Source organism: Mycobacterium pinniadriaticum (assembly GCF_026242045.1).
GTDB classification, from domain to species: Bacteria; Actinomycetota; Actinomycetes; order Mycobacteriales; family Mycobacteriaceae; genus Mycobacterium; species Mycobacterium pinniadriaticum.
Map to the genome: position 1 here is coordinate 22,553 of NZ_JAPJDO010000029.1, position 25,177 is coordinate 47,729.

Annotated in this window: 27 protein-coding genes; 15 read left to right on the forward strand and 12 right to left on the reverse strand. The window is 67.5% G+C overall.

Features of this window, described 5'->3' with window-relative positions; genetic code table 11:
* Positions 1-2: 2 nt before the first annotated feature.
* The 4 genes from ORI27_RS24570 to ORI27_RS24585 form a co-directional block, all read right to left on the reverse strand.
* Positions 3-746 carry a hypothetical protein gene (locus ORI27_RS24570; RefSeq protein WP_265999715.1) on the reverse strand — a complete coding sequence of 248 codons (744 nt, stop codon included), beginning with the start codon at positions 744-746 and terminating at the stop codon, positions 3-5.
* Positions 743-1,957, reverse strand: a complete 1,215-nt coding sequence (locus ORI27_RS24575) for a zinc ribbon domain-containing protein (protein ID WP_265999714.1) — start codon at positions 1,955-1,957, stop codon at positions 743-745. The genes ORI27_RS24570 and ORI27_RS24575 overlap by 4 nt, the downstream gene beginning before the upstream one ends.
* Positions 1,954-3,528 (reverse strand): S53 family peptidase, encoded by a 1,575-nt coding sequence (locus ORI27_RS24580; RefSeq protein ID WP_265999713.1) that lies wholly within the window; start codon positions 3,526-3,528, stop codon positions 1,954-1,956. The genes ORI27_RS24575 and ORI27_RS24580 overlap by 4 nt, the downstream gene beginning before the upstream one ends.
* Positions 3,529-3,600: 72 nt before the next feature.
* Entirely contained in the window at positions 3,601-3,861 is a 261-nt protein-coding gene (locus tag ORI27_RS24585; RefSeq protein WP_265999712.1) for a hypothetical protein, read from the reverse strand.
* Between the two features lie 209 nt (positions 3,862-4,070).
* On the opposite strand from ORI27_RS24585, the gene ORI27_RS24590 reads away from it, so the two are divergent.
* Positions 4,071-4,268: a hypothetical protein gene (locus ORI27_RS24590; protein WP_265999711.1), complete on the forward strand. Its 198-nt coding sequence runs from the start codon at positions 4,071-4,073 to the stop codon at positions 4,266-4,268.
* 4 nt (positions 4,269-4,272) lie between these two features.
* Here the strand turns inward: ORI27_RS24590 and ORI27_RS24595 are convergent, their stop codons facing one another.
* Together ORI27_RS24595 and pheA are read right to left on the reverse strand one after the other, a co-directional pair.
* Positions 4,273-4,959 (reverse strand): histidine phosphatase family protein, encoded by a 687-nt coding sequence (locus ORI27_RS24595; RefSeq protein ID WP_265999710.1) that lies wholly within the window; start codon positions 4,957-4,959, stop codon positions 4,273-4,275.
* Positions 4,956-5,879 (reverse strand): prephenate dehydratase, encoded by a 924-nt coding sequence (gene pheA / locus ORI27_RS24600; protein ID WP_265999709.1) that lies wholly within the window; start codon positions 5,877-5,879, stop codon positions 4,956-4,958. The genes ORI27_RS24595 and pheA overlap by 4 nt, the downstream gene beginning before the upstream one ends.
* A 94-nt stretch (positions 5,880-5,973) precedes the next feature.
* Between pheA and ORI27_RS24605 the strand changes: the two genes are divergently transcribed.
* Genes ORI27_RS24605 through ORI27_RS24615 form a run of 3 tightly spaced genes read left to right on the forward strand, consistent with a single transcriptional unit; the run spans position 5,974 to position 8,776 of the window.
* Positions 5,974-6,744: a DUF2470 domain-containing protein gene (locus tag ORI27_RS24605; protein WP_265999708.1), complete on the forward strand. Its 771-nt coding sequence runs from the start codon at positions 5,974-5,976 to the stop codon at positions 6,742-6,744.
* Between the two features lie 18 nt (positions 6,745-6,762).
* Complete coding sequence (locus ORI27_RS24610; protein WP_265999707.1) at positions 6,763-7,530, forward strand: CPBP family intramembrane glutamic endopeptidase; 768 nt, start codon at positions 6,763-6,765, stop codon at positions 7,528-7,530.
* 22 nt (positions 7,531-7,552) lie between these two features.
* Positions 7,553-8,776, forward strand: coding sequence for an LCP family protein (locus ORI27_RS24615; protein ID WP_265999706.1), 1,224 nt, complete (start codon positions 7,553-7,555; stop codon positions 8,774-8,776).
* Here the strand turns inward: ORI27_RS24615 and ORI27_RS24620 are convergent.
* A complete protein-coding gene (locus tag ORI27_RS24620; protein WP_265999705.1) occupies positions 8,773-9,606 on the reverse strand; it encodes a glycerophosphodiester phosphodiesterase in 834 nt (277 codons plus the stop codon). The two genes, ORI27_RS24615 and ORI27_RS24620, sit on opposite strands and share 4 nt — an antisense overlap.
* Positions 9,607-9,610: 4 nt before the next feature.
* A complete protein-coding gene (locus tag ORI27_RS24625; protein WP_265999704.1) occupies positions 9,611-10,648 on the reverse strand; it encodes a DUF4328 domain-containing protein in 1,038 nt (345 codons plus the stop codon).
* Positions 10,649-11,220: 572 nt separating this feature from the next.
* Between ORI27_RS24625 and ORI27_RS24630 the strand changes: the two genes are divergently transcribed.
* From ORI27_RS24630 to ORI27_RS24645, 4 genes are all read left to right on the forward strand, one after another.
* A complete protein-coding gene (locus ORI27_RS24630; protein ID WP_265999703.1) occupies positions 11,221-11,379 on the forward strand; it encodes a hypothetical protein in 159 nt (52 codons plus the stop codon).
* 139 nt (positions 11,380-11,518) lie between these two features.
* On the forward strand, positions 11,519-12,052 hold the full coding sequence (locus ORI27_RS24635; RefSeq protein ID WP_265999702.1) for a peptidase: 534 nt from the start codon (positions 11,519-11,521) through the stop codon (positions 12,050-12,052).
* A 298-nt stretch (positions 12,053-12,350) separates the two neighbouring features.
* Complete coding sequence (locus tag ORI27_RS24640) at positions 12,351-13,103, forward strand: TMEM165/GDT1 family protein (RefSeq protein WP_265999701.1); 753 nt, start codon at positions 12,351-12,353, stop codon at positions 13,101-13,103.
* A gap of 325 nt (positions 13,104-13,428) precedes the next feature.
* Complete coding sequence (locus ORI27_RS24645; protein WP_265999700.1) at positions 13,429-13,827, forward strand: transcriptional regulator; 399 nt, start codon at positions 13,429-13,431, stop codon at positions 13,825-13,827.
* Positions 13,828-13,882: 55 nt separating this feature from the next.
* Here the strand turns inward: ORI27_RS24645 and ORI27_RS24650 are convergent, their stop codons facing one another.
* Genes ORI27_RS24650 through ORI27_RS24660 form a run of 3 tightly spaced genes read right to left on the reverse strand, consistent with a single transcriptional unit; the run spans position 13,883 to position 16,080 of the window.
* The gene (locus tag ORI27_RS24650) at positions 13,883-15,007 is read right to left on the reverse strand and encodes a hypothetical protein (RefSeq protein ID WP_265999699.1); all 1,125 of its coding nucleotides are present in this window, start codon (positions 15,005-15,007) and stop codon (positions 13,883-13,885) included.
* On the reverse strand, positions 15,004-15,495 hold the full coding sequence (locus tag ORI27_RS24655) for an ImmA/IrrE family metallo-endopeptidase (RefSeq protein ID WP_265999698.1): 492 nt from the start codon (positions 15,493-15,495) through the stop codon (positions 15,004-15,006). The genes ORI27_RS24650 and ORI27_RS24655 overlap by 4 nt, the downstream gene beginning before the upstream one ends.
* A 48-nt stretch (positions 15,496-15,543) precedes the next feature.
* Positions 15,544-16,080, reverse strand: a complete 537-nt coding sequence (locus tag ORI27_RS24660) for a hypothetical protein (RefSeq protein WP_265999697.1) — start codon at positions 16,078-16,080, stop codon at positions 15,544-15,546.
* Positions 16,081-16,689: 609 nt separating this feature from the next.
* Between ORI27_RS24660 and ORI27_RS24665 the strand changes: the two genes are divergently transcribed.
* From ORI27_RS24665 to rraA, 4 genes are all read left to right on the forward strand, one after another.
* The gene (locus ORI27_RS24665) at positions 16,690-17,346 is read left to right on the forward strand and encodes a DUF6474 family protein (protein ID WP_265999696.1); all 657 of its coding nucleotides are present in this window, start codon (positions 16,690-16,692) and stop codon (positions 17,344-17,346) included.
* Entirely contained in the window at positions 17,343-18,050 is a 708-nt protein-coding gene (locus tag ORI27_RS24670) for a YcnI family copper-binding membrane protein (RefSeq protein WP_456085467.1), read from the forward strand. Before ORI27_RS24665 ends, ORI27_RS24670 begins: the two co-directional genes overlap by 4 nt.
* A gap of 135 nt (positions 18,051-18,185) precedes the next feature.
* A complete protein-coding gene (locus ORI27_RS24675) occupies positions 18,186-18,662 on the forward strand; it encodes a hypothetical protein (protein ID WP_265999694.1) in 477 nt (158 codons plus the stop codon).
* Positions 18,659-19,147 carry a ribonuclease E activity regulator RraA gene (gene rraA / locus ORI27_RS24680; RefSeq protein ID WP_265999693.1) on the forward strand — a complete coding sequence of 163 codons (489 nt, stop codon included), beginning with the start codon at positions 18,659-18,661 and terminating at the stop codon, positions 19,145-19,147. Before ORI27_RS24675 ends, rraA begins: the two co-directional genes overlap by 4 nt.
* Here the strand turns inward: rraA and ORI27_RS24685 are convergent.
* On the reverse strand, positions 19,144-20,613 hold the full coding sequence (locus ORI27_RS24685) for a flavin-containing monooxygenase (protein WP_265999692.1): 1,470 nt from the start codon (positions 20,611-20,613) through the stop codon (positions 19,144-19,146). The genes rraA and ORI27_RS24685 overlap by 4 nt on opposite strands.
* Before the next feature lie 47 nt (positions 20,614-20,660).
* Between ORI27_RS24685 and ORI27_RS24690 the strand changes: the two genes are divergently transcribed.
* Genes ORI27_RS24690 through dinB form a run of 3 tightly spaced genes read left to right on the forward strand, consistent with a single transcriptional unit; the run spans position 20,661 to position 25,157 of the window.
* Positions 20,661-21,347: a TetR/AcrR family transcriptional regulator gene (locus ORI27_RS24690; RefSeq protein WP_265999691.1), complete on the forward strand. Its 687-nt coding sequence runs from the start codon at positions 20,661-20,663 to the stop codon at positions 21,345-21,347.
* Positions 21,348-21,401: 54 nt separating this feature from the next.
* Complete coding sequence (gene ponA2 / locus ORI27_RS24695; RefSeq protein WP_265999690.1) at positions 21,402-23,927, forward strand: transglycosylase/D,D-transpeptidase PonA2; 2,526 nt, start codon at positions 21,402-21,404, stop codon at positions 23,925-23,927.
* 24 nt (positions 23,928-23,951) lie between these two features.
* On the forward strand, positions 23,952-25,157 hold the full coding sequence (dinB, locus tag ORI27_RS24700; RefSeq protein WP_265999689.1) for a DNA polymerase IV: 1,206 nt from the start codon (positions 23,952-23,954) through the stop codon (positions 25,155-25,157).
* The last annotated feature ends 20 nt before the right edge of the window (positions 25,158-25,177 follow it).

Here is a 25,177-nt window from a genome sequence, read left to right on the forward strand (position 1 = left end):
TTTCAGCGCGGCGGGTCGCCCTTCCAGTGGAAGCTGTTGACGTACTTGCCCATGTCCTGAGCGATCTGGACGTTGGCGCCCGAGGGCAGGCCTGGGCCGAAGTCAGGGCCGAACGCGTGATAGGGGCCGACCGCACCCGCCACCAGCGCCAGGTCATTCTTGACCGCCACCAGCAATACCGTGCGAAGGCGCATGTAGCTGTTGCCGGTTCCCTGCGGCCAGGTGTCGGCGACTTCCCCGTAGCCGGACTGGTACCCGACCATCGCATTGGGGATCTCGTAGGCGATCTTGGCGTCGGGGAACTTCTGCTTCAACAGCTCCCGAGCGATCACCTGGGCGCTCCGGCCCCTGGCGGGCTCGGAGAACAATTGCATGATCCCGGTATCCCCGGCGGTGAACTTCGCCGTCACGCCCTTGCCATCGGTGGAGATCTCATAGGCCGAACCCGGGGCCGGGTAGGACACCGTGAACGAACCGTCCTGCGGGGTGAACTTCGGCAGAGCGGTGACCGGGGTTCCCATCGGCGGCGCACCGCATTCGGGCGGACACATGAACAGCGGGATCTTCTGCGTGGTCTTCAACGACACCCCGACCAATGCCAGGGACACGACGACGATGGTGATCGCCCAGAGCCCCAGGGTGCGACCGGCCCGCGTCCGCGGTACCTCGGCGGCGACGTAGTCGCCCGGCGGCACCGCGTAGCCCGGGTACTGCTCCTCGTCGGCAACAGTCGTGGGTTTCGTCACGAGCCCTCCGCGGCCACCTGGCGCACCGGCCTGCTCTCACGGCGCGCCTGGCGGGATATCCGCGACGACGCGCGGCTGGCGGCGCCGCAGGCCGGACAGAACGCCATGTCCGGCACCACCATCTCGCAGTGGATGCACAGGATCGGCTCGTCCTGCTGGATCGGGTCGTGGGCCTCGTGCATCAACGCCAGTTGCAGCGAGATCCGCAGCAGGATCAGTGCGATCACCATGATCAGCACGTGCAGACCCAGCACCTGTAGCTGCGGCAGACCGAGCAGGTCGGTGCAGGCAACCCCGATGTGCATCAACACCACAACGGCGGCGAGCAGGAAGAGGATGGCGCGGATGCGTCCGGGCCGCTCGTGCGCGTTACCGCTAGGGCCCTTGAACCACAAGGCGATACCGAGCATCCCCCCGGCCACCGCCGCGGTGAGCGGGATGGTCACACCGCAGATGCCGGCCTCGACGAACAGACCCTTCATCGGCCGGCCATGCGCGAACAAGCCGGTGGCGAACTGCGGAGCGAGTCTGGTCAGCGTGGCACCGGCGGCGAACATCAACGACGACAGCGCGCCAACCACGAATCCGTCCAATGACTCTCGTGAACCCGCTCCCAGTAACCGCACCACCAGCGTGGGCACCAGCATGAGGAGCACACCCCCGGTGGGGATGGCGATCCCTTCTTTCACCAGATGCTGTAATGCCAGCCCGGCCGCCATCGGCACCCCATAGGCACGCGCGACGATCTCACCGGTCAGCAATATCCAGCCCACGCCGAAACCCGCGCCGAGGAGGCCGGCCGCGGCCAGGGAGCTCATCGACATGTCGCGGTACACGCCGGACTCGGCCAGATACAGCAGAAAAAGCACCGGCAGGCCCAGCGCACAGATCGTGATCAAGGCCGACGGCATCTTGACGATGGCGAAGCCGACCAGCCCCACCAGAACCAACATCAGCCCGACCCGGAACGGGGCACGGGAGCGCTTCGGGATGTGCGGGAACAGTGAACTGGCGACCGAGGGCAGCAATACGTTCTCGTTGGGAGCGGCACCGAAGGCGTCACCGCGCAGCCAGCGCGGCCCCTTGGCCTCCGCCGAGGCCCGGTGGGCGCCGCAGAGACCGCAGAAGTTACCGGCCGGGACATCCACCTCACAGACCGGGCAGACCATGGTCGGTACCGCGTCGTGGTCGGTTTCATCCTGGGTGCTCATGAGACAACTCTCTGCGCGACAAGAAGGTTCTGTGCCAGGTTCTCGATATTCGGGGTGCCCAACCCGGTCACCAGGTCGTAGCCGGACCGAGCGTCGGCGACGGCGTTCCCGCCCAAGTCCACGTCCTGGAACGAGGGCAGCGGCGCGCCTGAGGCGATGGCGTAGAGCAGTGGGTTGATATCGCCGATCAGGCGGCCACCCCGATCGAGCATGTACTGATTCATCACCGCGGTCAGCCCGGCCCAGATCGGGGCGGACAACGAGGTCCCGCCCCCCATGATGATCTGGTTGTCGAACACGATCTGCACGCCGGTGAACGGATCGGCCACGGCGGCGATGTCCGGCGTCAGTCGCTTGCCTTCAGCGCCATCGATGTCGAGATGTCGTTGCCAGGACGGGCGTTCGTACAGTGCCGACACGCCCCCTCCGGTGCCCTGGGACAGCGGAGGGTCGAACCAAGACTGTTCGGCCAGCCACACACCCTTGGGGTCCGTCGACAAGGTCGTGCCGCCGACATCGGTCATCTCCGGCATCGAGGCGACGGCGTCCAGACCGACGTCATTCTCACTCGGCGGCGACGACCACTCCTGGCCACCTTTGCAATCCAGACCGGCCAGGTCGCCACTGGCGTCGAAGGCCGTCGTGCCCGACTTCTGCGCGTCGGCCAGCGCCGAACGCACCGGAACCAGGTCGGCGGCGGTGATCAGTTTGTCGCAACCCCAGCCGATGGAGAAACTCCACACCGCCCCGGGGAAGCGGGCCTCGGTGTCCTCCATCATCTTGGCGATCTTCTCGTAGCCACCGTCGCCTTCAACGGTGGGTCGGGCGTTGACCAGCACCTTCTTGGCATCCGGGGCGACCGCGTGGATAGCCTCGAGATCCATGGTCGCCTCACCCCGGCGAGCCGGCGGCATACCACCTACCACCTCGGGAGTGAATTTCGGCAGGTTGAAGGTCGTCGAGAAGGTGTCCAGATCGGACTGCAGGAAACCATCGAAGGCGAACACGACAACGGTGATGCCCTTGCCGGTGTAGCCGCTGTCGTGCAACGGCATGGCGTTGTACGTGCGCAGCAGCGCGCTGGGATTCAGTCCTTGATCGGGAACTTCCTGCGGGAACATCCAGACCTTGGACTCACGGTGCGGGGTGTAGCCGAGGATGCGGCCGAGCGCGGCAACCTCCACGCTGAGCGACCGCGGAACCGACGGCTGTTGCGGCGAGGCGTAGAACACCTGACCCCGCATCCCGCGGTAGTCGTGCACGTCGACGTCGAACGCTCCGGACACCGCTTCGGGCGCACCTTCGAGGATCGCCCAACTGTCGCCCGGGCGCCAGCGCACCGAAAGATTCTGTTGAAGCGCCCATCCCATCAACAGGTCGGGACGGGAGTCATCGCGCAGCGCCGCGGTCAGCTGAACGTGGTCGGTGCGGGCCGGCCCCAGGTCGACCGAACTCTCCAATAGAGACGCGTACGGACCGCCGATCACCCCGGACTCGGTGGGTCCCGAGAACCGGTGGAGATCAGCGACCAGTACTGCGGCGGCGGTCAGCACCCCCAACAACCCCACCACACACAGCACCCGAAGGCGATGTACCCCGATCACTGTTGGTGGAGGGCTGCGGACGGATGCGGACCGAGCGGCTTAGCTGCCGCCGGTGATGACGTTGCCAGGCAGCGCGGTGGGAGCCGGCGGAGCCTTGACCGTGGGCGTGAAGGAGTTGGCGCCACCAGGCGAAACAGCCTTCTCGGTGGGCGACGGCGCGGGAGCACTCGTGGTGGTCGAAGTGGTGCTCTCCGGCGCCTTCTCCTCCGACTTACCGCAGGCGGTCAGCGTGCCCATACCGACGATCGCGAGCCCGCCAGCAACAAGCGCAATCTGCCGAGTCAAACGACCAGACATCATGATCAGTCCTTACTTCTCATAGCCGGGATTTGTCGATGGATCACTGGCTGGCCCGGCGGTTAACCAGCCCACCCCCGAAGGGCCGAGGACGCCCACGATATCGCACCGCACCAGCTATTGCATAGCAACTTTTGCTGCGGGCGAAATTACCGCCCTGCGACCCAGCGTGGCGACGACGCTCCGGCGAGCCTCGATGCTAAGAACGAAGCATGGTACGAAGCTGCCGAGAATGCGCCGCTGGCCTGGGACATTGCCACGGTACGCTGATTCGCCACGCCCTGCATCGCGCGGAGTGCACCGAGGATGGCTGCGACACGCCCGAGCTGGTTTTTCATACTTTCGTCATAGATTGCGAGACCGTCGGATGCACCTGCGTCCAGCAAACACCCGACCGGTTAGCCGGCTAGCGCGTCAGCCCATCGGGTCGACGGACTCCAGCGCATCGGAGACCGGATGCACATCGGGTTCGGGGTAGAACGGCGGGCTGATCGCCCCCCATTGCACGCAGCTCCAGCGGCCGTCGGTGATCGGTGACAACACCACCGACTCGGCGTTCGCCAGATGGTGGTCAAGCACGAAACTGCTCTCCACCCCGGCCAGCGTGGCCGCGACCAATCGGATCGCCGCGCCGTGGCTGACCACGACGATGTCGTCGTTCCAGGCATGGTTGTCGAGATAGCGCAGCCGCAAGTCGGTGACCACCGGCAGATAGCGGTCCAGGACGTCGCTGGCGCTCTCCCCGCCGGGCATCGGCACCGCCAGTTCGCCTTGGTGCCACCGCTGGTAGATCGCGTTGAACTCGGCGATCGCGTCGTCGTCGTTGCGGTTCTCCAGTTCACCGGCCTGCACTTCGTGGATACCGCCGAATTCTTCGGGCGACACCCGCAGTTGGTCAGCGATCTCGGCCGCGGTCTGGGCGGCCCGCCGGGCGATCGAGTGCACCAACAACCCGGGCGCACCGCTGCGGGCGAGGGCGAAGTCACGGGCCTGTTCCCGGCCGAGGTCGGTCAGGTCCGCCCCGGGCGGGCGGGTGTCGATGCGGCGCTCGACGTTGCCGTGCGACTGCCCGTGACGCAGAAGGATCAGCCGTCCACTCATGCCGGATCACCCTCGCGAAGGCGGGTCAGCCACCGGTCGGCCTCGTCGAGTTGCGGTGGTGTCGCCCCGGTCGCCGATTCCGTCGGCCAGGATCCGAGGTAGCGAACGTCGGCGCAGCGGCGGTGCAGTGCCTTCAACGCCTCGGCGACCGCACTGTCGTCGATGTGGCCGACGCAGTCCAGGAAGAAGACGTAGGTACCGAGTTCGGTCCGGGTGGGCCGGGACTCGATGCGGGTCAGGTCGATGTCGCGGATTCCGAATTCGGTCATCGCCGACACCAGCGCACCGGGTGTGTTGGCGATCCGCAGTACCACCGAGGTCCGGTCGGCCCCGGTTCGCGGTGGCGGTGCGCCGGGGCGGCCGACGAGCACGAATCGGGTCCTGGCGTTCGGCTCGTCCACCACGCCGTCGGCCAGTGTGGACAGCCCGTAGCGTTGCGCGGCCAGCGCGGTGCTGACACCCGCGTCGGCACGCCCGTCGGCCACCTCCTGGGCGGCCGCGGCGTTCGAATTCGCCGGAACGAGCCCCGCGTCCGGCAGATGCTCGGCGAGCCACCGCCTGACCTGTGCGGCGGCAACCGGAAATGCGGCAACAGTCCGCACCGAGGCCGGCTCCCGGCCGTCGCGCACCACGATGCTGAAGGCGACATCCAGAGTCAGCTCGGCGTAGATCTGCAGCGGTGAACCGGTCGCCAGACTGTCCAGGGTGGGCAGCACGCTTCCCTCGATGGAGTTCTCGATCGGTACACACGCGAAGTCGGCCGTGCCGTCCCGGACTGCGGCCAAGGCCGCCGGGGTGCTGTCCGTCGGCTCTGGTTGGGCCCCGCCAGGGCCACCCGGAACGACGCCGGCAGCGCACATCTTGAGAAGTGCCGCTTCGGTGAACGTGCCCTCGGGACCGAGGTAGGCGATGCGGGCCACCGCTCAACCCTATCGGGTCGGCGGCAGGGGAAGCCTTGCACGACCAGACCGCCATAGTTAACTTAGGCTTACCTCACTATCTGAAGGGTGTCCGATGACCACAGCGACGCTGACAATGCCATCCACCGCCGAACGCGTCCGCAGCGCCTGCGCGCGCGCCGCCGGGGCGATGCTGGTCGCCGACGGTGTAGCCCCGGCCGCCACACCGATACTGCACCTGCTTCCCGGCGGCACCTTCGCGGTCAGCCTGCCCGGAGACTCCGCGCTGGCCGCCCGAGTGAGCGTGGCCGGAACTGACGGAGTCGCCGCGGTGCTCGAGCTCACCGACGTCGCCCCGCTGCCGCTGCGCGAGCCGGTGCGATCGCTGGTGTGGATCCGCGGCCGCGTCCAGAGCGTGCCCGATCACACGGTGCGGACCATGGTCGACATGGTCGCCACCGAGCACCCCGACCCCGCCCTGTTGGACATCGGATCGGGGCAGACGCTTGTCCTGCTCGAGGTCGAATCCGTGGTTGTCGCCGACAGCGCCGGCGCCGAGACGGTCAGTCTCCACGACCTGATGGCCGCTCAACCCGACCCGTTCTGTGAGTTCGAATCGGCGTGGCTGCGCCATCTGGACAGTGACCATCCCGAGGTGCTCGCACGACTGGCCGGCAAGCTGCCCGCCCCGCTTCGGCGTGGTCGGGTCCGTCCGCTGGGCCTGGACCGCTACGGGGTCCGGCTGCGCGTCGAGAGCAGCGACGGCGATCACGACGTACGGTTGCCCTTCGGCGCGCCGGTGCACGATGTGCCGGGTCTGGGCCGAGCCATCCGGTTGCTGATGGGGTGCCCGTTCGTCAACGGGCTGCGCGCACGCCGGATGTAGGGGCGTTACCGTGGCGGGGTGAGCGCCGCCCGCGACGAGTTTCTCGCCACCGATCGGCGCGGACTGCGCATCGAACTTGGCGTCATGCTCGCCGTGACCTTCGGTGTCAGCGCCGTCATCGCGATGCTGCAGCTCTTCGACGCCGTACTTTCTGGGCTCGCCGGACATCGAGTTCGGTTGAACCCCAACCTGTCCCGCTATGACCTGATCAACCTCGGCCTGAACCTGGCCTCGGTAGCCCAGCTGGTCGCGTGGGGCACCCTAGGTCTGTACTTGTTGTGGCGCAGCGGGATCACCCCGGCCCGGCTCGGGCTGGGACGGGTGCGCTGGCGGGCGGACGTGCTGGGTGGCTTCGGCCTGGCCGCACTGATCGGCATCCCCGGGCTGCTGTTGTATCTCGCGAGCCGCTGGCTCGGAATGAACGCCGAAGTGGAGCCCGCGGCGCTGCACGACACCTGGTGGCGGATCCCGGTGCTGGTCCTGTCCGCCTTCGCCAACGGCTTCGCCGAAGAGGTGGTGGTCGTCGGCTACCTGATCACCCGGTTGAAGCAGCTGGGCCTGAGTCAGAACCGGGCGATCCTCGCCTCGAGTGTGCTGCGCGGGATGTACCACCTCTATCAGGGCTTCGGCGCCGGACTGGGCAATCTCGCCATGGGTGTGGTCTTCGGCTATGCCTGGTGCCGCACCGGCCGACTCTGGCCGCTGGTGATCGCGCACGGTCTCATCGACACCGTCGCATTCGTCGGGTATGTCGTACTCGCCGGTCATCTTGGCTGGCTCAAGTGAGCCGGCCACGTAAATTGGCCTGGTGAGCGACGACTGGCGGCCGCGACCCGCGCCGGATCCGCCAACCGAACGGATACCGCGGGGGGAGCCCTCGCAGGTGATCCGGCGCGACCCCGGCCGACCGCCGCCACCACCCCGCCGGCAATCGCCGCCACCACCACTGCGGCAACCACCACCACCGCCACCGCGGCGACCACCACCACCGCCACCGCGACGCCCTCCCCCGCCGCCGACGGCACGGCCGGCCATTCCCCCATCGGGCACGCCACCGCGAACGAAGCGCAAACGGCGCTGGGGCCGAAGGCTTTTCGTCACGCTCCTGCTGGTCGTCCTGGCCGCTGCCGCTGGCCTCGCCGGCGGCGCCGTCTGGATCGACTCAAGCCTGCACCGGGTCGCGGTGTTCGACTACACCGACCGGCCGGCCGCAGGTGCGGGCACCACCTGGCTTCTCGTCGGTTCCGACAGCAGGGCCGGACTCACACCCGAGCAGCAGGCGGAACTGACCACCGGCGGGGATCTGGGCAACGGGCGAACCGACACCATCCTCGTGGTCCACATCCCGGCGCTCGGGTCCAGCGGCCCCACCACGATGGTCTCGATCCCCCGCGACTCCTACGTGGACATTCCCGGCTACGGCATGGACAAGATCAACGCCGCGTTCGCCCTCGGCGGCGGACCACTGCTGGCCCAGACCGTCGAAGAGGCCACGGGGCTACGCCTCGACCACTACGCGGAGGTTGGCTTCGACGGCTTCGCGGTCGTCGTCGATGCGCTTGGCGGTGTCCAGGTGTGCCCGGCCGCTCCCATCGACGATCCGCTGGCCGGGATCAACCTGCCCGCGGGCTGCCAGACCCTCGACGGACGCGCTGCGCTGGGCTATGTGCGCAGCCGGGCGACCCCGCGTGCCGACCTGGACCGGATGGTCCACCAGCGCGAGTTCATGGCGGCGGTGATGCACAGGGCCACCAGCCCGGTGGTGTGGGTGAATCCGTGGCGCTGGTACGCGGTGCCGCATGCTGCCGTCGAATCACTGACCGTCGACAACGCTGACCACGTGTGGGACCTGGCCGCGCTGGGCTGGGCGCTGCACGGTTCCACCACGGAGATCACAGTGCCCATCGGCGAATTCACCAGCAGCGACTCCGGTTCGGTGGTGGTGTGGGACTCCGACGCGGCGGATCAGTTGTTCCACGCACTGCGCACCGATTCGGCGATCCCGCAGCAGGTCCTCGACGCGCAGCCCTAGCTCGAGCCCTGGTCGCCGGGAACGGCCAGCGGATTCTGCAGCCAGGCCTTGGTGCGTCCCGGATGGTTGGTGGCGATCCATCCCACGCCCAGATCGCGGCAGTACCCGACATCCTCGTAGTGGTCGATGGTCCAGCAGTACATGGCACGGCCCTGGGCGGCGGCGCGGTCGACCAACTCGGGATGCTCGCGCAGCGTGGCGATCGACGGCCCGACGGCCGTCGCACCGACCGTCGTGGCGGCGCTGCCGCCCAGATACCGGGAGGTCTCGCCCAGCAGCACAGTCGGCAGCAGCGGCGCCGCACGGCGGATCCGCCACACCGCCGCGGCGGAGAACGACATCACCACCGCGCGGGACAGGTCGGCCGAGGCCGGGGCCGCGATCCCATAGCGGTGTAACAGGGCCAAGACCTTGCTCTCCACCAGCCCGCCGTAGCGCACCGGGTGCTTGGTCTCGATGAACATTTTCACCGGCCGGTTCCAGTCCAGCACCAGGCGGACCAGGTCGTCGAGCGTGAGCAGGCCCGTGCCGTCCGGTGGGACGCCGGTACTCGAGCTGCCGTGCCACGCTCCCCAATCCAAGCCTTTGAGCTGGGCCAGTGTCATCTCGCTGACCAGGCCGGTGCCCGTCGAGGTGCGGTCCACCCGCCGGTCGTGCACACACACCAGGTGGCCGTCGCGGGTCAACCGGACATCGCATTCGACGCCGTCGGCCCCTTCCCGCAGGGCGAGATCATAGGCGGCCAGCGTGTGCTCGGGACGGTCGGCCGAAGCGCCCCGGTGGGCGACCACGAACGGGTGCCCGCCGTTCAGTCCGCCGGCCGAGTGCATAGGCCTATGCTGCCGGTTCCTGTTGGTCCGGCTCAACCGCTGACGGCGAGTCGGATTTGGCCGGCTCCGACTGGCCTACGCCCAGCATCACCCACCGGTGCAGCGGCCGTTCGACCGGCTTGCGCACAAAGGCATCGAATACCTGCCACAACAGCACCAACACCGCGGCGCCCAGCAGGTAGGCCACGATCACCGTCACGGTGTTGTCGGCGATGCCCTGCGGCTTGGTGGTGAAACTCGTGGCTATGGCGAAGAGAGAGACGGCGGTCGACAGGATCCACGCCATCCACCAAGCGGTGATCGGTCCGCGCAGGCGGGACTGGGTCTGCTCGGCGTGGGCGAGTTCGATGACATACACCGGTGCCCACACCAGGTTGACGATCGGAACCAGACAGCCGGCCCATAGTGCCCAGGCCGGCCGCGGATCCTCCTGCCCGAGGTGCTGATAGACCGCCGTTCGCCGAGCGATCAGCCACGACGTCGTGACAACAGCGGTCAGGATCACCGCCACGATCGCCGCCAGACTGACCAACACGCCGAGCAACAGCGCCGCGCCGGCGACCAATGGCGGCAGCAGTGATGTGCGGTTGATCAGCAACAGCACGTAGCGAACGATGTGGATGGCGGCGGCGAGACCGAAAATGGTCACCGCCGACAGCATTGCCGCGCGGACCGTGACAGGCGCCGGCCCCTTCTTGACGGTCGCGTCCTCGCTTGGCGCCGGCGGCGCCACGTGGTCGGCGAGACCCCACCGGGGGATGTAGGTATAGCGCGGCGTCGGCCCCAGGTGACGACGACGGCGACGCGGTGGCGGTGGCGGCCCCGGCCGGACCGCGATCCAGCGGAACCCCGACGGCAGCCGCGGTCCGCCGCCCTGCGGCCCGGCCGGCCGGGTCGGCGGATGGCTCGTCGCGGCGGGACCCCAGCGCGCATCCGGTGGATTGGTCGGGGCCATCAGGGCACCGTGGCAGCGGGGGCACCAGACGCGCTGGCGGTCGCGGACGTTCCATCGCGTCCCGCACTGAGAGCACACCTGAATCACGCGGACCAGCGTAGTCGGAGTCGCCAATGCCGCCGAGGGACAAAGCGCAGGAGCGGGGAAACACTCGGACCCTCGGGTCGTCCAAAAGCGACGCGGTATTGGGGCGATCAGGAGGCAGATTGTGGCACGCGGTGCATCTTCGACGTTCGGGGACGTGCAGCAATGACGGGGCTATCCACAGTTTCCACAGGTTTATCCACAGGCATCCGCACCGGTGAATGGGCATTGAGCGCACCATCTCGCCATGGAGACAGGCAGTATCTGTGGATAACCCGGCGGCCTGGGAACGCCCCGATCAACAAGCTCGTGGCGGCCGAGCGAAATCTTCTCAGCCGTCAGCAGCCACACGAGCCGCCACGACGCGCCGAGCGACACGCCGACCCCTCGGGAGCGACTGTGATTTTGGATACCCGGTTCCGCAATCAACAAACCACCGAATTCCAAGGCGTTCCGCGGATCCGGTCGGGCCGATTTTCCTCGGGGTACCGAAGGGGTTATGATCGCGCTCACAGAAGAGTCTGTGACTAAATTCACTGGGGGCGGTAGTTGAACGTGCTGTTCAGGACGGTGTGATGGCATCCCAATCATTCCGGGCGCAGTCCGCGTCGCAGCCTCCGCATTGGCATGCCTCCTCTGCGACCTGCAACCGCTCGTACATGCTGGCGGCCCTGCGCGCCGGTGTCATCGCCCTGGTCCTGCTCGGCATCCTCGCCGTGATCGTTTTGTTCTGAGCCCTGCCGGCCATCCGCTGAACCCACGTTCGGTTTAGCACTCGTGTCGTCTTGCGTGCCACGCGCCACGTACCGCATCCTGAATCGAACCGACCCGCTGTCGTGTCGCACTGGCATACCGAGGTGTTGCGGAGGCGAGATGGAAGATGGTTCCGGGCGTGCGGTTGAAGTCGCCCCTTTTCATGCTCGTGGTGCCCTGAAGGGCTTCGTCGTCTCGGGCCGATGGCCGAACTCGACGAAGGAGTGGGCACAGCTTCTGATGGTCGCGGTTCGAGTCGCCTCGCTTCCTGGATTGCTATCCACGACAACAATATTCGGCGTTCGGGAGGAACTGCCCGACAAACCGCAGCCAGGAACCGTAGGGCTGGTGCTTGCCGAGGGCACGGTTGTGGGTGAATCCGCGGTGCCGCCAGGACATTTCGCCGCCAAACAGCCCCCCGCACTGCTGATGCTGCACCCGCCCTCCGAAACCATGCCGTCACTGCCGGAATGCTCTGGTGCGGCGTCGGGTTGCGTTCTGCTACCCGGCATTCCCCATCTCGGGCTGGAACACCGCGCCGCGTGGGTCGAGGCGGAATCCGACGGCACCATCACCAGCATGGTCAGCCGGGTCGGCGTCGACCCGATCAGCCATCCCGACACCGCGATCCTGGCAATGCTGCTGGCCGCCTAGCCTCGATTGAGGGTTCCCGAACTTTCTAGCTCGGCGTGCCAAAATAATTGCTGCGGTGGGGTTTTCGAGTGGTACCGGTTGCCGGCATCACTCAGGTGCACGTAGAGTCAGCACCAGCGAAGGGGAGTAGCCCCCAATCGGACAATCGACATACTGGCCTGGCGGATTGACGCGGGCCCGGTTGTTCGGCCGGTATGAGTATCGGTGGGCGAGACCTTCGGCCGTAACCGTTCGTGGTTGCCGGCCGGAGGCATCGGTACCGCCCCCTGACGACAGCCACCCAACCAAGGAGTTCTGGGTGCTCTCCGCGTTGCTCCTGAGTTTCGCCGTCATCTTCGTCGCCGAATTGGGCGACAAGTCGCAACTGATGGCGATGACGTTCGCGCTGCGCCATCGCTGGTGGGTCGTGCTCAGCGGGATCACCGTCGCCACGACCGCGGTACACCTGATCTCCGTCGCCGTCGGCCATTACCTCGGCGCCGCGCTGCCCACCCGACTACTCGGGGTCCTCGCGGGACTCGCCTTCGTTCTTTTCGGGTTGTGGACGCTGCGAGGGGACCGACTCTCCGAGGACGAGGCCACCCGCGCACAGCGAACCACTGCACCGGCATTCTTCGCCGTGACTTCTGCGTTTCTCCTGGCCGAGCTGGGCGACAAGACAATGCTCGCGACGATCACCCTCGCTTCCGACAACGACTGGGTCGGCGTGTGGATCGGGTCCACGGTCGGCATGGTGGCGGCCGACGCGCTGGCCATTCTCGTCGGCGCACTGGCCGGCAAGCACCTCCCCGAGCGCTTCATCCAGCTGGCTGCGGCCGCCCTGTTCGGTGTGTTCGGGTTATCGATGCTCATCGAGGCCGTCTTCCCCACCGCGCCCGCCATCGCCGTCGCCGGAATACCGGTGGCCGTCGTCGCGCTGGCTGCGGTGGCGATTCGCGGCCTACCGCCCCGCCTGCGACCCGGGGTGCTGGGCAGCCCCACGCCGGCGTCGCCGGTGGGCCGCGACGGCGATGTCGCGCCTGCGAAGCAGTGCCCGGGCACGTCACCATAACCACAGTTACAGCAAAGTAGATTTCTGCGCCCGCGCTCGATACTCTCGGTTGCTCAGGGTCCTCTCAGGTTCTTGACCGTGCGATTTTCGGTCATGCCCGGCGCCAGGACGCCCTTCACCTCGCGTTTCTTTGCCCAACGACGCCTTGAGCGCCGTTGCCGACCTGAGAAAACACCCGCACAAATGTTTGCCGGATGCCCGAAAATGTCCGCGCGCGTCAATTATCAGGTAGTTTGCACTTGGTTGTCGGCGGATGTGTCGCTACGATGATCAGCAAATAAGCCAACGGAAACGACCGCTCTTCTCGCATGTGGAGGTCCAATAGATGAGCACCACGTTCTCGGCGCGACTGAATCGCCTGTTCGATACGGTGTATCCGCCCGGCCGGGGTCCTCATACCTCCGCTGAAGTGATTGCCGCGCTGAAGGCAGAAGGCATCACCATGTCGGCTCCGTACCTGTCTCAGCTGCGTTCAGGCAACCGGACCAACCCGTCGTCCACCACCATGACGGCGCTTGCCAACTTCTTCCGGATCAAGCCGCAGTACTTCACCGACGACGAGTATTACGAGAAGCTCGACAAGGAGCTGACCTGGCTGGCGAACATGCGCGACGAGGGTGTGCGCCGGATTGCCGCACGGACCGTCGGGCTCTCCCCGGAAGCCCAGCAGGACATCGTGTCGAAGGTTGACGAGCTGCGCCGCCGGGAACACCTCGACGATTAGCCCGTCGCCGAGGTCGCCGGAGTTTCGGCAACGTTAGGTACCGATCGGTGCTCGATCAGCTGCCGAGTGCTCGGTACTGGCGCGCGATCTCGAGAATCCATTCCCGGTCCGAGTAGTTCTCGGGCTGCCCGAGCCAGCCCATGCCCGGAAACTGCCCTTGCCCCGCCGGCTGAGCGACACGTGGGGTACGCCGGCCGGCATGAATCCACTTGGCGATCGCCATCGCCTGAACGTCGGGGCTCACCCCCTGGCGCTTGACGTCAGCCAACACGTCGACCCCCGCCCCTTCGGACGTTCCGGCGCGCAGGTGCTCGGCCATCGTGGCCTCGAGATAAAGAGCGTCCGAGATCAGGGACAACCGCTCGGCCACCCGGAATACCAGCGGACCGCGCGGGCGTTCACCGATCCCGACATCCGGCTGACGCCGCTCCAGTTCGGTCAGTAGGGGCTCGATGAGCCGCAACTCACGCCGCCCACCGAACCAGTCCTCGACCGCGGGTAACAGCGATCCCGTCGCCACGATCGCCATCGCCGCGCCCAGCAAGGTCGCTGCGGTTCCCACCCCCACCAGGCTCGAGGTGCCCACCGCGCGGATCAGGAAGAAGGCGCTGGCCGCCACCAGCAGCGCGATGCCGAGGCTGAACACGAAAAGCGCCCGGCCGCGTCGGGTCCGGTTGGAGTGGCGCATGCCGGCCCACAACACCAAGGTGAAAGCCAGCATCACGTAGAGCAGCGGAAGAAGCCACGGCAGCGAGGTGTTGGTCGACCCGAGGTTGAGACGCAGGTACTCCTCGGGCGACATCTCCGGTTGCTGACCGGACAAGAAGAACAGCACCAGTGACGCGACAGAGATCACCCCGGCCACCGCGTATTGCACTCCGGCGATCCGGCGGATGACGGCGGGACTGCGTGTCGAGGCGACGCTGGTGATCATCACGCAACTACCCGCCGCGCACCAGATCAACGCCACCTGGCTCAGCCCGATCGAGATGTTCGGCCAGCGCAGCGCGCTATCGATCAGCAGCGTCAAAGGTGGCCAGTTCAGCGCGGCGACCGCGCCCAGACTGCCGAGGGCGACGATCATCGCCGAACTGACCACCGACTGCTTGTTGACCAACGCCCACCCGATGCGCAGGCCGGTGGCCATTCCCAGCAGACCGGCGATCACCCAGACGATCAACCAAACGCCTCTCCGAGGCGGACTTGCACGATCGACGACCGGTCCGACGGTGACCGGCCCAGCCGATACAGCAGGAGCGCCGCGAAATCCTCGGCCTCCTGCTCGACGTCCTCGCCGCCCGGTCCCATGCACCCGGTGCGCTGGTTGAGCATGTAACCGATGAGATCGTCGCTGGCCAGCTCGGCGGCGTCACGAGCAGCCTCGGTGACCGAGATGCCGTAGTGCCCGAGGACTAGGTGGCCCAGCTCATGGGCCAGGGTGCGGTCCCACGTCGGCAGGCCGTTTTGGATCAGGAACACGTCGTGATCGGCGTACTGACGCCACTGACCGCAGACCCCCGGCGGCAGGTCGGCCATGGTGACCTCGATAAGGCGGTCCCGGTCTGCGCTGACGGCGGCAACCAGCCGGGTCAGTGAGATTTCACCGTGACGGGGGGCAAGATCCAGGACATCGTTCACAGCCGTGGTGACCCGGCGACTGGCCGACATCTCATCCCCCTTCCCCATCGGCGACTGGGCTGCGATGCACGGTCCGCGTCACCGCATGAACCGAGTGGTCCCCGCAGTCCGCACGACGTGGCCGGCCTTTGCTTGGCGGTACCCGACGACGCCTCCGAGTGCGGTGAGGGCCAGGAGTCCGGCGAAGCCCGGCAGGGCCACCGCCGCGACCTCGCCCATCTTGGCCTCCTGGAGGTATCTGGGATAGCCAACCCTAGTCGACGGCGGCACTTCTGTACCGGCTCCGGCTGACGTGGCGGGCGGACGTTCGCGGGTCACCGCGGATTCCCGGCCCGGACCGACCCGCGGTCCCGGCTCGGCCCCGGGGCCGACCGGGCGCAGTGGTGCTTCGATCACCGGCGGCAACCCGATCACCGGCGGCATCGTGATCGGCGGTGGTTCCAGACCGGTTGGCCCGACCGTCCCGTTCTCGGCGTTGACGACCGGGGGCTCCCCGGGCTGTCCCGGCTCGCCGGGAGGCGGAGTCGTCTGCGGCAGGATTCCGATGCCCGCCCCGCTGCCTCCTCCGGCCGCCTCCGGTGGCGGGACCATGCGCAGGCTCGGCGGTTCGGCCACGCCGACTCCCTCGCCCAGGGGACCCCGCGGCGGCCAATGCACCGGTGGTGGCGGGGGCAGGGGCGGTAGCGGCGGCAGGACGAGGGGGGGCAACGACGGGAATGGCGGACAAGGCCAGCCGGATTGTGGCCAATCGTGATGGCTCGGATACCAACTGCCGGCCGGCCCGACGCGCCTGCGCGACCCGCCCACGACTGTGGTGTCCGGCCGCGCGGTACCCGGCTTGATGACGGTGCCGTGAGGGTTTCGCGGGCCACCGGGCCGGTGCGCGCCGCTGCTGGGAGAACCGCTGTCGGCCCCGCGCGCGCCGTGGCCGCTCCCACCCGAGCCCGGGTCGGCGGCGGCCGGAGTCGCTGAAAGCAGGCCCGCCCCGCCACAGAGCAAACCGCACGCGATCACCCAGCTAATCGCTGCGGCCCTCATCGGCGAGCGGTTCACGACGTTCCTCGAGTTAGCGGCGTGTGTCGGCGCCGCATCGGATGGTTTGCAGATCATTGTGGCATAGCCGCAGGTCGTGGTCGTGCCCCTTGGGCCGGGCGATAGGGTTAGCTGACTCGGTCGGGAGCGTGCCTCGCCGATCGCCGACGATCTACCCGGGAGGCATCAGGAATGGGCCTGTTCACCAAGCGCAAAAGCCGCGCGACACGTCGTGCGGAGGCTCGGGCGATCAAGGCCCGCGCGAAGCTCGATGCCAAGCTTTCGGCGAGGAACGAGGCGCGCCGGATCAAGTCCGCCGAGCGTTCGGAGAACAAGGCGATCAAGGCCCAGTTGAAGGTCGCGCGTGACGCCGACCGGACCGCGGTCAAAGTTGCCGAAGCGCAACTCAAGGCGGCCCGGGAGGGCAAACTTCTGTCACCCACCCGGATACGGCGTGCGCTGACGGTATCCCGATTGCTGGCTCCGATTGTGGTGCCGGTGGCCTACCGTGCCGCCATCGCTGCACGCGGCGCGATCGATGAACGGCGCGCCGACCGTCTCGGCGTGCCGTTGAGCCAGCTCGGGCAATTCTCCGGGCAGGGCGGAGCGCTATCGGCGCGTATCGCCGGGGCGGAGAACTCTCTGCGGCAGGTGGCCGAGAAGAAGCCCAAAGACGCGGAAACCAAACAATTCGTGGGCGCGATGACCGAGCGGTTGGAAGCACTGTCCGCGGCCGTCACCGCAGCCGAGACCATGCCCGGCCCGCGGCGCCGCGATGCCCACGCTGCGATCGCCGGACAACTCGACGGTATCGATGCCGATCTGATGGCGCGCCTCGGCGTGCTGTGATGACCCGCCGCCGGTTGGTGACCCGGGCGCTCACGACAGCCGCGCTGACCGGCACCCTCATCCTGGGTTCGGCCGCGCCGACAGCCGGTGCCCACGTCCACGTCGACGCCGACCATCCCGTGCGCGGGGGCACCGCACTGGTCACTTTCCAGGTGCCCAACGAGTCGGAGACCGGCTCTCCCACAACGAGAGTCACCATCTCCCTGCCCAACGTCGCGTCGGCACGCACCGACGTGATGGCGGGCTGGACCGCCGCACTGAATCGTGACGCCAGCACCGGCATGTACCGCTCGGTGACGTTCACCGCAACTCCGGATGCCGGCATCGGGGCCGGCCAGTTCGAGTTGTTCGCGATGTCGATCCAATTGCCGGACGCTGATTCGGCGACGTTCCCGGTGGTTCAGACCTACGCCGACGGCACTGTCGTGCACTGGGACCAGCCCCCGCTGCCCAGTGGCGGGGAACCCGACTACCCCGCGCCGGTGCTGGAGCTGACGGCTGGACCGCACGCACCCGAGGAACGGCACAAGACGCCGGCGGCCCCGGCACCCACGACAACGGCATCGGTCAGCGCCGCGCCGACTGCGGGTGAGCACGCCGAACCCCAGGCCGGCCCCGACAACACCGCGCGTGCGCTGGCCGGCAGCGCGTTACTCGTCGCGGCCATCGGCGTCGGTGTCGCGGTGGCACGGCGACGAACGTGACCGCCGCCAGCGGGCCCGCGGGGGTCCGGCCGTAACCCTGACGGCCGGTGATCAGGGCCGGACGGCCAACCCCCACCTGGCATGATGGGTGCCACTGCCGGCGTTCGCGACTCGATAGTGCAAAGGAGCAGCCAGATGGCAGACGCGCAGGACCAGCCCGACGAGGGCCAGGAAGCCACGCCACCGGGGCCGCCACGCCCCGAGAAGGCCGCTGCCAAGAAGCAGCCGGCCAAAAAGGCGCCGGCCAAGAAGGCTGTCAAGAAGACACCCGCCAAGAAGGCTGTGAAAAAGACTCCCGCCAAGAAAGCTCCGGCCAAAAAGGCGCCGGCCAAAAAGGCGCCGCCGCCGGCCCTGGAGCCGCCCGCGACCCATGCCGCACTGGCCGCAGGCGATGGCTCGCCGCCGCTCGCTGTGGGCAATGGTTCCCCGCCGGTCGCCGAAGGTGCCCGCGCCGCGGCGGCCAACGCCAAGTCGTCAGTCGAGCAGGCCGCCAATCCATCGCCGCCCGCCCCAACCTCCGCCCGCTCGGCGCTTCCGTTCGCGGTGGCCTTCGCCGCGGCAGTGCTGATCGCCCTGCTGGTGCACCGCCTGCGGCAGCGGCACGCCGAATGAGTAAGGCCCTCCCCTTCCGCGCCACCGCCGACCTCGTCGATGACATCGGCCCCGAGGTCCGCAGCTGCGATGTCCAATTCCGTCAGTTCGGTGGCCGCACCGAATTCACCGGACCGATCAGCACCGTCCGCTGCTTCCAGGACAACGCGCTGCTGAAATCGGTACTGTCCGAACCCGGCGACGGCAGGATCCTCGTCATCGACGGCGACGCTTCGTTGCACACCGCCCTGGTCGGTGACGTCATCGCCGATCTGGGGCGCTCCAACGGCTGGGCCGGGCTGATCGTGCACGGCGCGGTGCGGGACGCCGCAACGCTGCGCACCATCGATATCGGCATCAAGGCCTTGGGGACGAACCCCCGCAAGAGCACGAAAACCGGCGCCGGCGAGCGTGACGTCACCGTCAGCTTCGGTGGTGTCAGCTTCGTCCCCGGCGAGCTGGCCTACAGTGACGACGACGGGATCGTCGTCGTCACTATCGACTAAACAGCTAGTGGGACACGGTGTTTGGCGAAGATCAATGCTTCGTCATCGACCTTGCCGTGCCGGATCAGACCGAGGTCCAGCAGATAGTTCTGCTTGAGCCGCCACGGTGTTCGCGACCCGGACTTCGGTAGCCGGTCCAAGGCCCGCAACACGTATCCAGGCGTGAAATCCATCAGCGGACGTTCCTCGATGTCGGAGGCGGGATGCGCGGGCTCGACGCGGTCATACCCGCTGGAATCCATGTAGTTGAGGACGCGGCAGACGAATTCGGACACCAGATCGGCCTTCAGCGTCCAGGACGCATTGGTGTAGCCGATGGTGAAGGCCATGTTCGGCACGCCGGAGAGCATCATGCCCTTGTAGGCCATCGTGGTGGTCAGATCGAGCGGCTGACCGTCGGCGAGGATCTCGGCGCCGCCGAACAGCTGTAGATTCAAACCCGTTGCGGTGACGATGATGTCGGCCGCTAGCTCCTGGCCCGAAGTCAGCTTGATCCCGGTTGGGGTAAAGCGTTCGATGGTGTCGGTGACGACCTCTGCCTGACCGTTGCGGATGGTGCGGAACAGATCACCGTTGGGCGCCAGGCACAGTCGCTGATCCCACACCCGGTAGCTCGGACCGAAATGCTTGTCCACGTCGTAGCCCTCGGGCAGCCGGCGTCGCGCCATCGTCATCAGCTGCTTGCGCATGAAGTTCGGGAACCGGCGGGCCAGCCGGTACTGGGCGGACTGGAACAGGATGCTCTTCCAGCGGTTGGCGATATAGGCGAGTTTGGCGGGAAGCAGCTTGTTCATCCGCACCGAGAACGGGTCCACGTCGGGCAACGCACCGATGTAGGTCGGTGAGCGCTGCAACATCGTGACGTGCCCGGCACCCGAGTTGGCCAGAGCGGGAATGAGAGTCACCGCTGTGGCGCCGCTGCCGATAACCACGACCCGCTTACCGGCGTAGTCCAGGTCCTCCGGCCAGTGCTGCGGATGCACGATGGTGCCGGTGAAGTCCTGCGCGCCGGGGAATTCCGGCGAGTAGCCCTCGTCGTAGTTGTAGTACCCGCTGCAGGCGAACAGGAACGAACAGGTGATCTCCTTGCGTTCACCGTCCGTCTCGACGCGCAGCGTCCACCGGTTCTCCGCACTCGACCACTCGGCGCTCACGACTTTCTGTCCGTACCTGATGTGCTTGTCGATGCCGTACTCCCGGACCGTCTCGTTGAGGTAGGACATGATCGACGGGCCGTCCGCGATCGCCTTCTGCGATGTCCATGGCTTGAACCGGAAGCCCAGGGTGAACATGTCGGAGTCCGACCGGATACCGGGGTACTTGAACAGGTCCCAGGTCCCGCCCAGATTCTCGCGGCGCTCGAGGATCACGAAGCTCTTCGACGGGCAGCGGTCCTGTAGGTGCCAGGCCGCGCTGATACCGGAGATTCCGGCGCCCACGATCACCACATCGACGTGTTCGGTCATGCCCGCCACGCTATCAACACCGTGTTGAATAGGTCAACGCTCTGTCGATGAATTCAACACCCTGTAAAGTACGGCTTGTGCCAGCTGCCACTCCGGCCCGCGTTCGCGGTCGCCGCGCCACCCGCCCCTCCGGCGACGACCGGGAAGCAGCGATCCTGCGCACCCTGGAGGACATGCTGGAGCAGCGGCCCTTCGCCGAGATCTCGGTGGATGACCTCGCCAAGGGCGCCGGCCTGTCCCGCCCGACGTTCTACTTCTATTTCGCCTCCAAAGACGCGGTGCTGGTGCGGTTGTTCGGCCGGGCGATCACGGCCTCCGGCGCCGACCGGCAGCAGCAGACCGAGACGGCGGATCAGCCGCCGCAGCAAGCCTGGCACGACGGCATCTACGCCTTCTTCGATTCGCTGCGGCCCCATCGCACGGTCGTGCTTGCCGGGTTGTCGGCCATGGCCGCCAACCCGGAGCTGCGGGAGATGTGGACCTCGTTCATGACCGGCTGGATCGACTACACGGCCGCACTGATCACCAAGGAACGGATGCGGGGCGCGGCGCCCGACACCATCCCGGCACACGATCTGGCGACGGCGCTCAACCTGATGAACGAACGTGTGGTGTTCGCCGCCCAGGGCAGCCAGAAGCCGACGCTGCCCGAGAACGCCGCCCTGGAAGCACTCGCCCACATCTGGATCGCCAGCATCTACGGTGAGGCTAGGGTCTCTGCGGCCTCGGTTTGATTCCGGCTTCGCATATTGGATTGCGCCCGGAGCGGGTGGCCCTAGTCTTGCGGCATGCCGGAGCCACATCCGCCGATGGGTGCCACCGTTGCCAAGTTCGCGTTGTACTGCATGTTGGCCGGTGTGTTGGTGGCGGCCATGCTGTTTCCGATCGCCGGCGGCGCGGGCATCGTGGTCAACCACGCCTCCGATGTAGCGGCGCAGGATTCCACCGAGCTGATGTCGGGTGAAGTCCCCACCGTCTCCACCATGGTGGACAAGGCCGGGAACGTCATCGCCTGGATCTATGCGCAGCGGCGCTGGCCGGTGCCCACCGACCGAATCGCCGACACCATGAAGTTGGCGATCGTGTCGATCGAGGACAAACGCTTCGCCGAACATAACGGCGTCGATGTCCAGGGCACCCTCACCGGTCTCATCGGCTACCTCAGGGGCGATCTCGACACCAGGGGCGGCTCGACGATCGAGCAGCAGTACGTCAAGAACTACAACCTGTTGGTGAACGCGCAGACCGATGCCGAACGGCGGGCCGCGGTCGAGACGACGCCGGCACGCAAGCTGCGCGAGATCCGGATGGCGCTGGCTCTGGACAAGGCCCTCTCCAAACCCGAGATCCTCACTCGCTACCTGAACCTGGTCTACTTCGGCAACGGCGCCTACGGGGTGCAGGATGCCGCCAAGACGTATTTCGGGGTCAACGCCGCGGACCTCAACTGGCAGCAGGCCGCGCTGCTGGCCGGCATCGTGCAATCGACCAGCGCCCTGAACCCGTACACCAACCCCGAGGCCGCGCTGGCCCGCCGCAACGTGGTGCTCGACACGATGATCGAGAACCTGCCGGACAAGGCGGACGAGTTGCGTGCCGCCCGGGCGCAGCCGCTCGGCATCCTGCCGCAGCCGAACAGTCTGCCGCAGGGCTGCATAGCGGCCGGCGATCGCGGTTTCTTCTGCGATTACGTGCTGCAGTATCTGGCCCGGGCGGGTCTGTCCAAGGACGATGTGGCACGCAACGGCTACCTGATCCGCACCACCCTCGACCCCACCGTCCAGAACAGCGTCAAGAAGGCGATCGACACCATCGCCAGCCCGACGCTGGACGGGGTCGCCAGCGTGATGAGCGTCATCCAGCCGGGCAAGACCAGTCACAAAGTGATCGCGATGGGTGACAACCGCAACTACGGCCTGCAGCTGGACGCCGGCCAGACGGTGCAGCCGCAGCCGTTCTCCCTGGCCGGCGACGGCGCGGGATCGATCTTCAAGATCTTCACCACCGCGGCCGCCATGGACATGGGCATGGGTATCAACGCCCAGCTCGAGGTTCCGGCCCAGTTTCAGGGCAAAGGCCTGGGCAGCAGTAGCGGTCCGGGGTGCCCCAAGGAGACCTGGTGTGTGCGCAACGCCGGTAACTACCGCAGCCCGATGAGTGTGACCGATGCCCTGGCCCAATCGCCCAACACGGCGTTCGCCCGGCTGATCGGGCAGGTCGGCGTGCCGCGCGCGGTGGACATGGCGGTGAAATTGGGGCTGCGCTCCTACGCCGAGCCCGGGACGGCGCGCGCCTACGAACCGGATAGCAACGAGAGCCTGGCCGATTTCGTCAAACGCCAGAACCTCGGCTCCTTCACCCTGGGCCCGTTCGAACTCAACGCGCTCGAATTGTCCAATGTCGCAGCCACATTGGCCTCCGGTGGGATGTGGTGCCCGCCCAGCCCGGTGGACAAGATCTTCGACCGCAACGGACGCGAAGTCGCCGTCGAGACCCAGGCCTGCGAGCAGGTGGTACCGGCGGGGCTGGCCAACACACTGGCCAATGCCCTGTCCAAGGACACCACCAGCGGCACAGCGGCCGGTTCGGCCGGCTCCGCGGGCTGGAGCCTGCCGATGTCAGGCAAGACCGGTACCACCGAGTCGCACCGCTCGTCGGGGTTTCTCGGTTTCACCAACCAGTACGCCGCGGCCAACTACATCTTCGACGACTCCACCAACCCCGGCGGGTTGTGCTCATGGCCGCTGCGCAAGTGCGGGTACGGCAACCTGTACGGCGGCAACGAGCCGGCTCGGACCTGGTTCATGGCGATGAAGCCCGTCGCCACGGACTTCGGCCCGATCGAACTGCCGCCCACCGACCCGCGCTATGTCGACGGCGGCCCGGGCAGCACGGTACCCAGTGTCACCGGCCTGAGCTTCGATGCCGCACGGAAACGACTGCGGGAAGCCGGCTTCCAAGTCGCCGAGCTGCCCACTCCGATCAACAGCTACTCCTCGAGGGGGTCGGTGGTCGGCACCACCCCGAGCGGCAAGACCATTCCGGGGTCGATCATCACCATCAACACCAGTAACGGAATCCCGCCACCTCCGCCGCCGGAGGCGGAACCGCCTCCGCCCGAGGCACCGCCGGAGGAACCGCCGCCCGACGTCAACGTCATCAACATCCCCGGCCTACCGCCGATAACGTTGCCGATGTGGCCGCCACCTCCGCCGCCGCCACCACCACCTCCGCCGGCGCCAGAGCCCGCGCCGCCACCACCGGCTCCGGAGCCACCACCGCCACCGGGGCCCGACGCGCCTCCGCCACCCTAGGCTGTCGGACCGGCATGCGAACATATGTTCGTGTCCGGCGCTGCGGCGACCATCCTGCACGCTGATCTCGACTCGTTCTACGCCTCGGTCGAGCAGCGCGACGATCCGACGCTGCGGGGTCGCCCGGTGATCGTCGGCGCAGGCGTGGTCCTGGCGGCCAGTTACGAGGCCAAGGCCTACGGGGTTCGCACGGCGATGGGCGGGCACCAGGCGCGCCGACTCTGCCCCGCCGCGGTCGTCGTCCCGCCCCGGATGTCGGCCTACAGCCAGGCCAGTGACGACGTCTTCGATGTCTTCCGCGACACCACCCCGCTGGTCGAACCGCTCTCGGTGGACGAGGCGTTCCTGGACGTGTCCGGGCTGCGCCGACTGTCCGGGGACCCCGTCCAGATCGCCACGCGCCTGCGTCAGCAGGTTCGGGACCGGGTGGGACTGCCCATCACCGTGGGTATCGCCCGCACCAAGTTTCTGGCCAAAGTGGCCAGTCAGGAGGCCAAGCCCGACGGCCTGCTGCTGGTTCCCCCCGACGGCGAGCTCGCGTTCCTGCATCCGCTGCCGGTACGCCGGCTGTGGGGAGTGGGCCCCAAGACCGCCGACAAGCTCGGGTCGCACGGCATCGATACCGTCGCGCAGGTCGCCGAACTCAGCGAGTCGATGCTGGCCTCGATGCTCGGGCCGGCCATGGGTCGTCAGCTGTATTGCCTGTCCCGCAATATCGACCGGCGCCGGGTGAACACCGCCGCTCGCCGGCGATCCGTGGGTGCCCAGCGGGCGTTGGGGCGGCAGGCCACGACGCCCGCTGAGCTGGATGCCGTGGTGATCGGCCTCATCGACCGCATCACCCGCCGGATGCGCTCGGCGCAACGCACCGGACGAACGGTGGTGCTGCGCTTACGTTTCGATGACTTCACCCGCATCACCCGCTCGCACACGATGGCCAGGGCCACCGCGTCGACGGGACCGATCCTGACCGCCGCGCGTGGTCTGGTCGCCGCGGCCGAACCCTTGATCGCCGAACGAGGCATCACGCTGATCGGGTTCGCGGTCTGCAACATCGACCCCGGCGGCGCCCAGCAGTTGGAACTACCGCTGGACGGCAGCAGGCCCGACTCGGTGCACCTGGACGCGGCGGTCGATCAGGTACGCCGCCGCTATGGCAATTCGGTGCTCACTCGCGGCGTGCTGGTCGGCCGGGACCCCGGGTTGGAGATGCCGCACCTACCGGACTGACTGCCAGCTGAACTATCGGG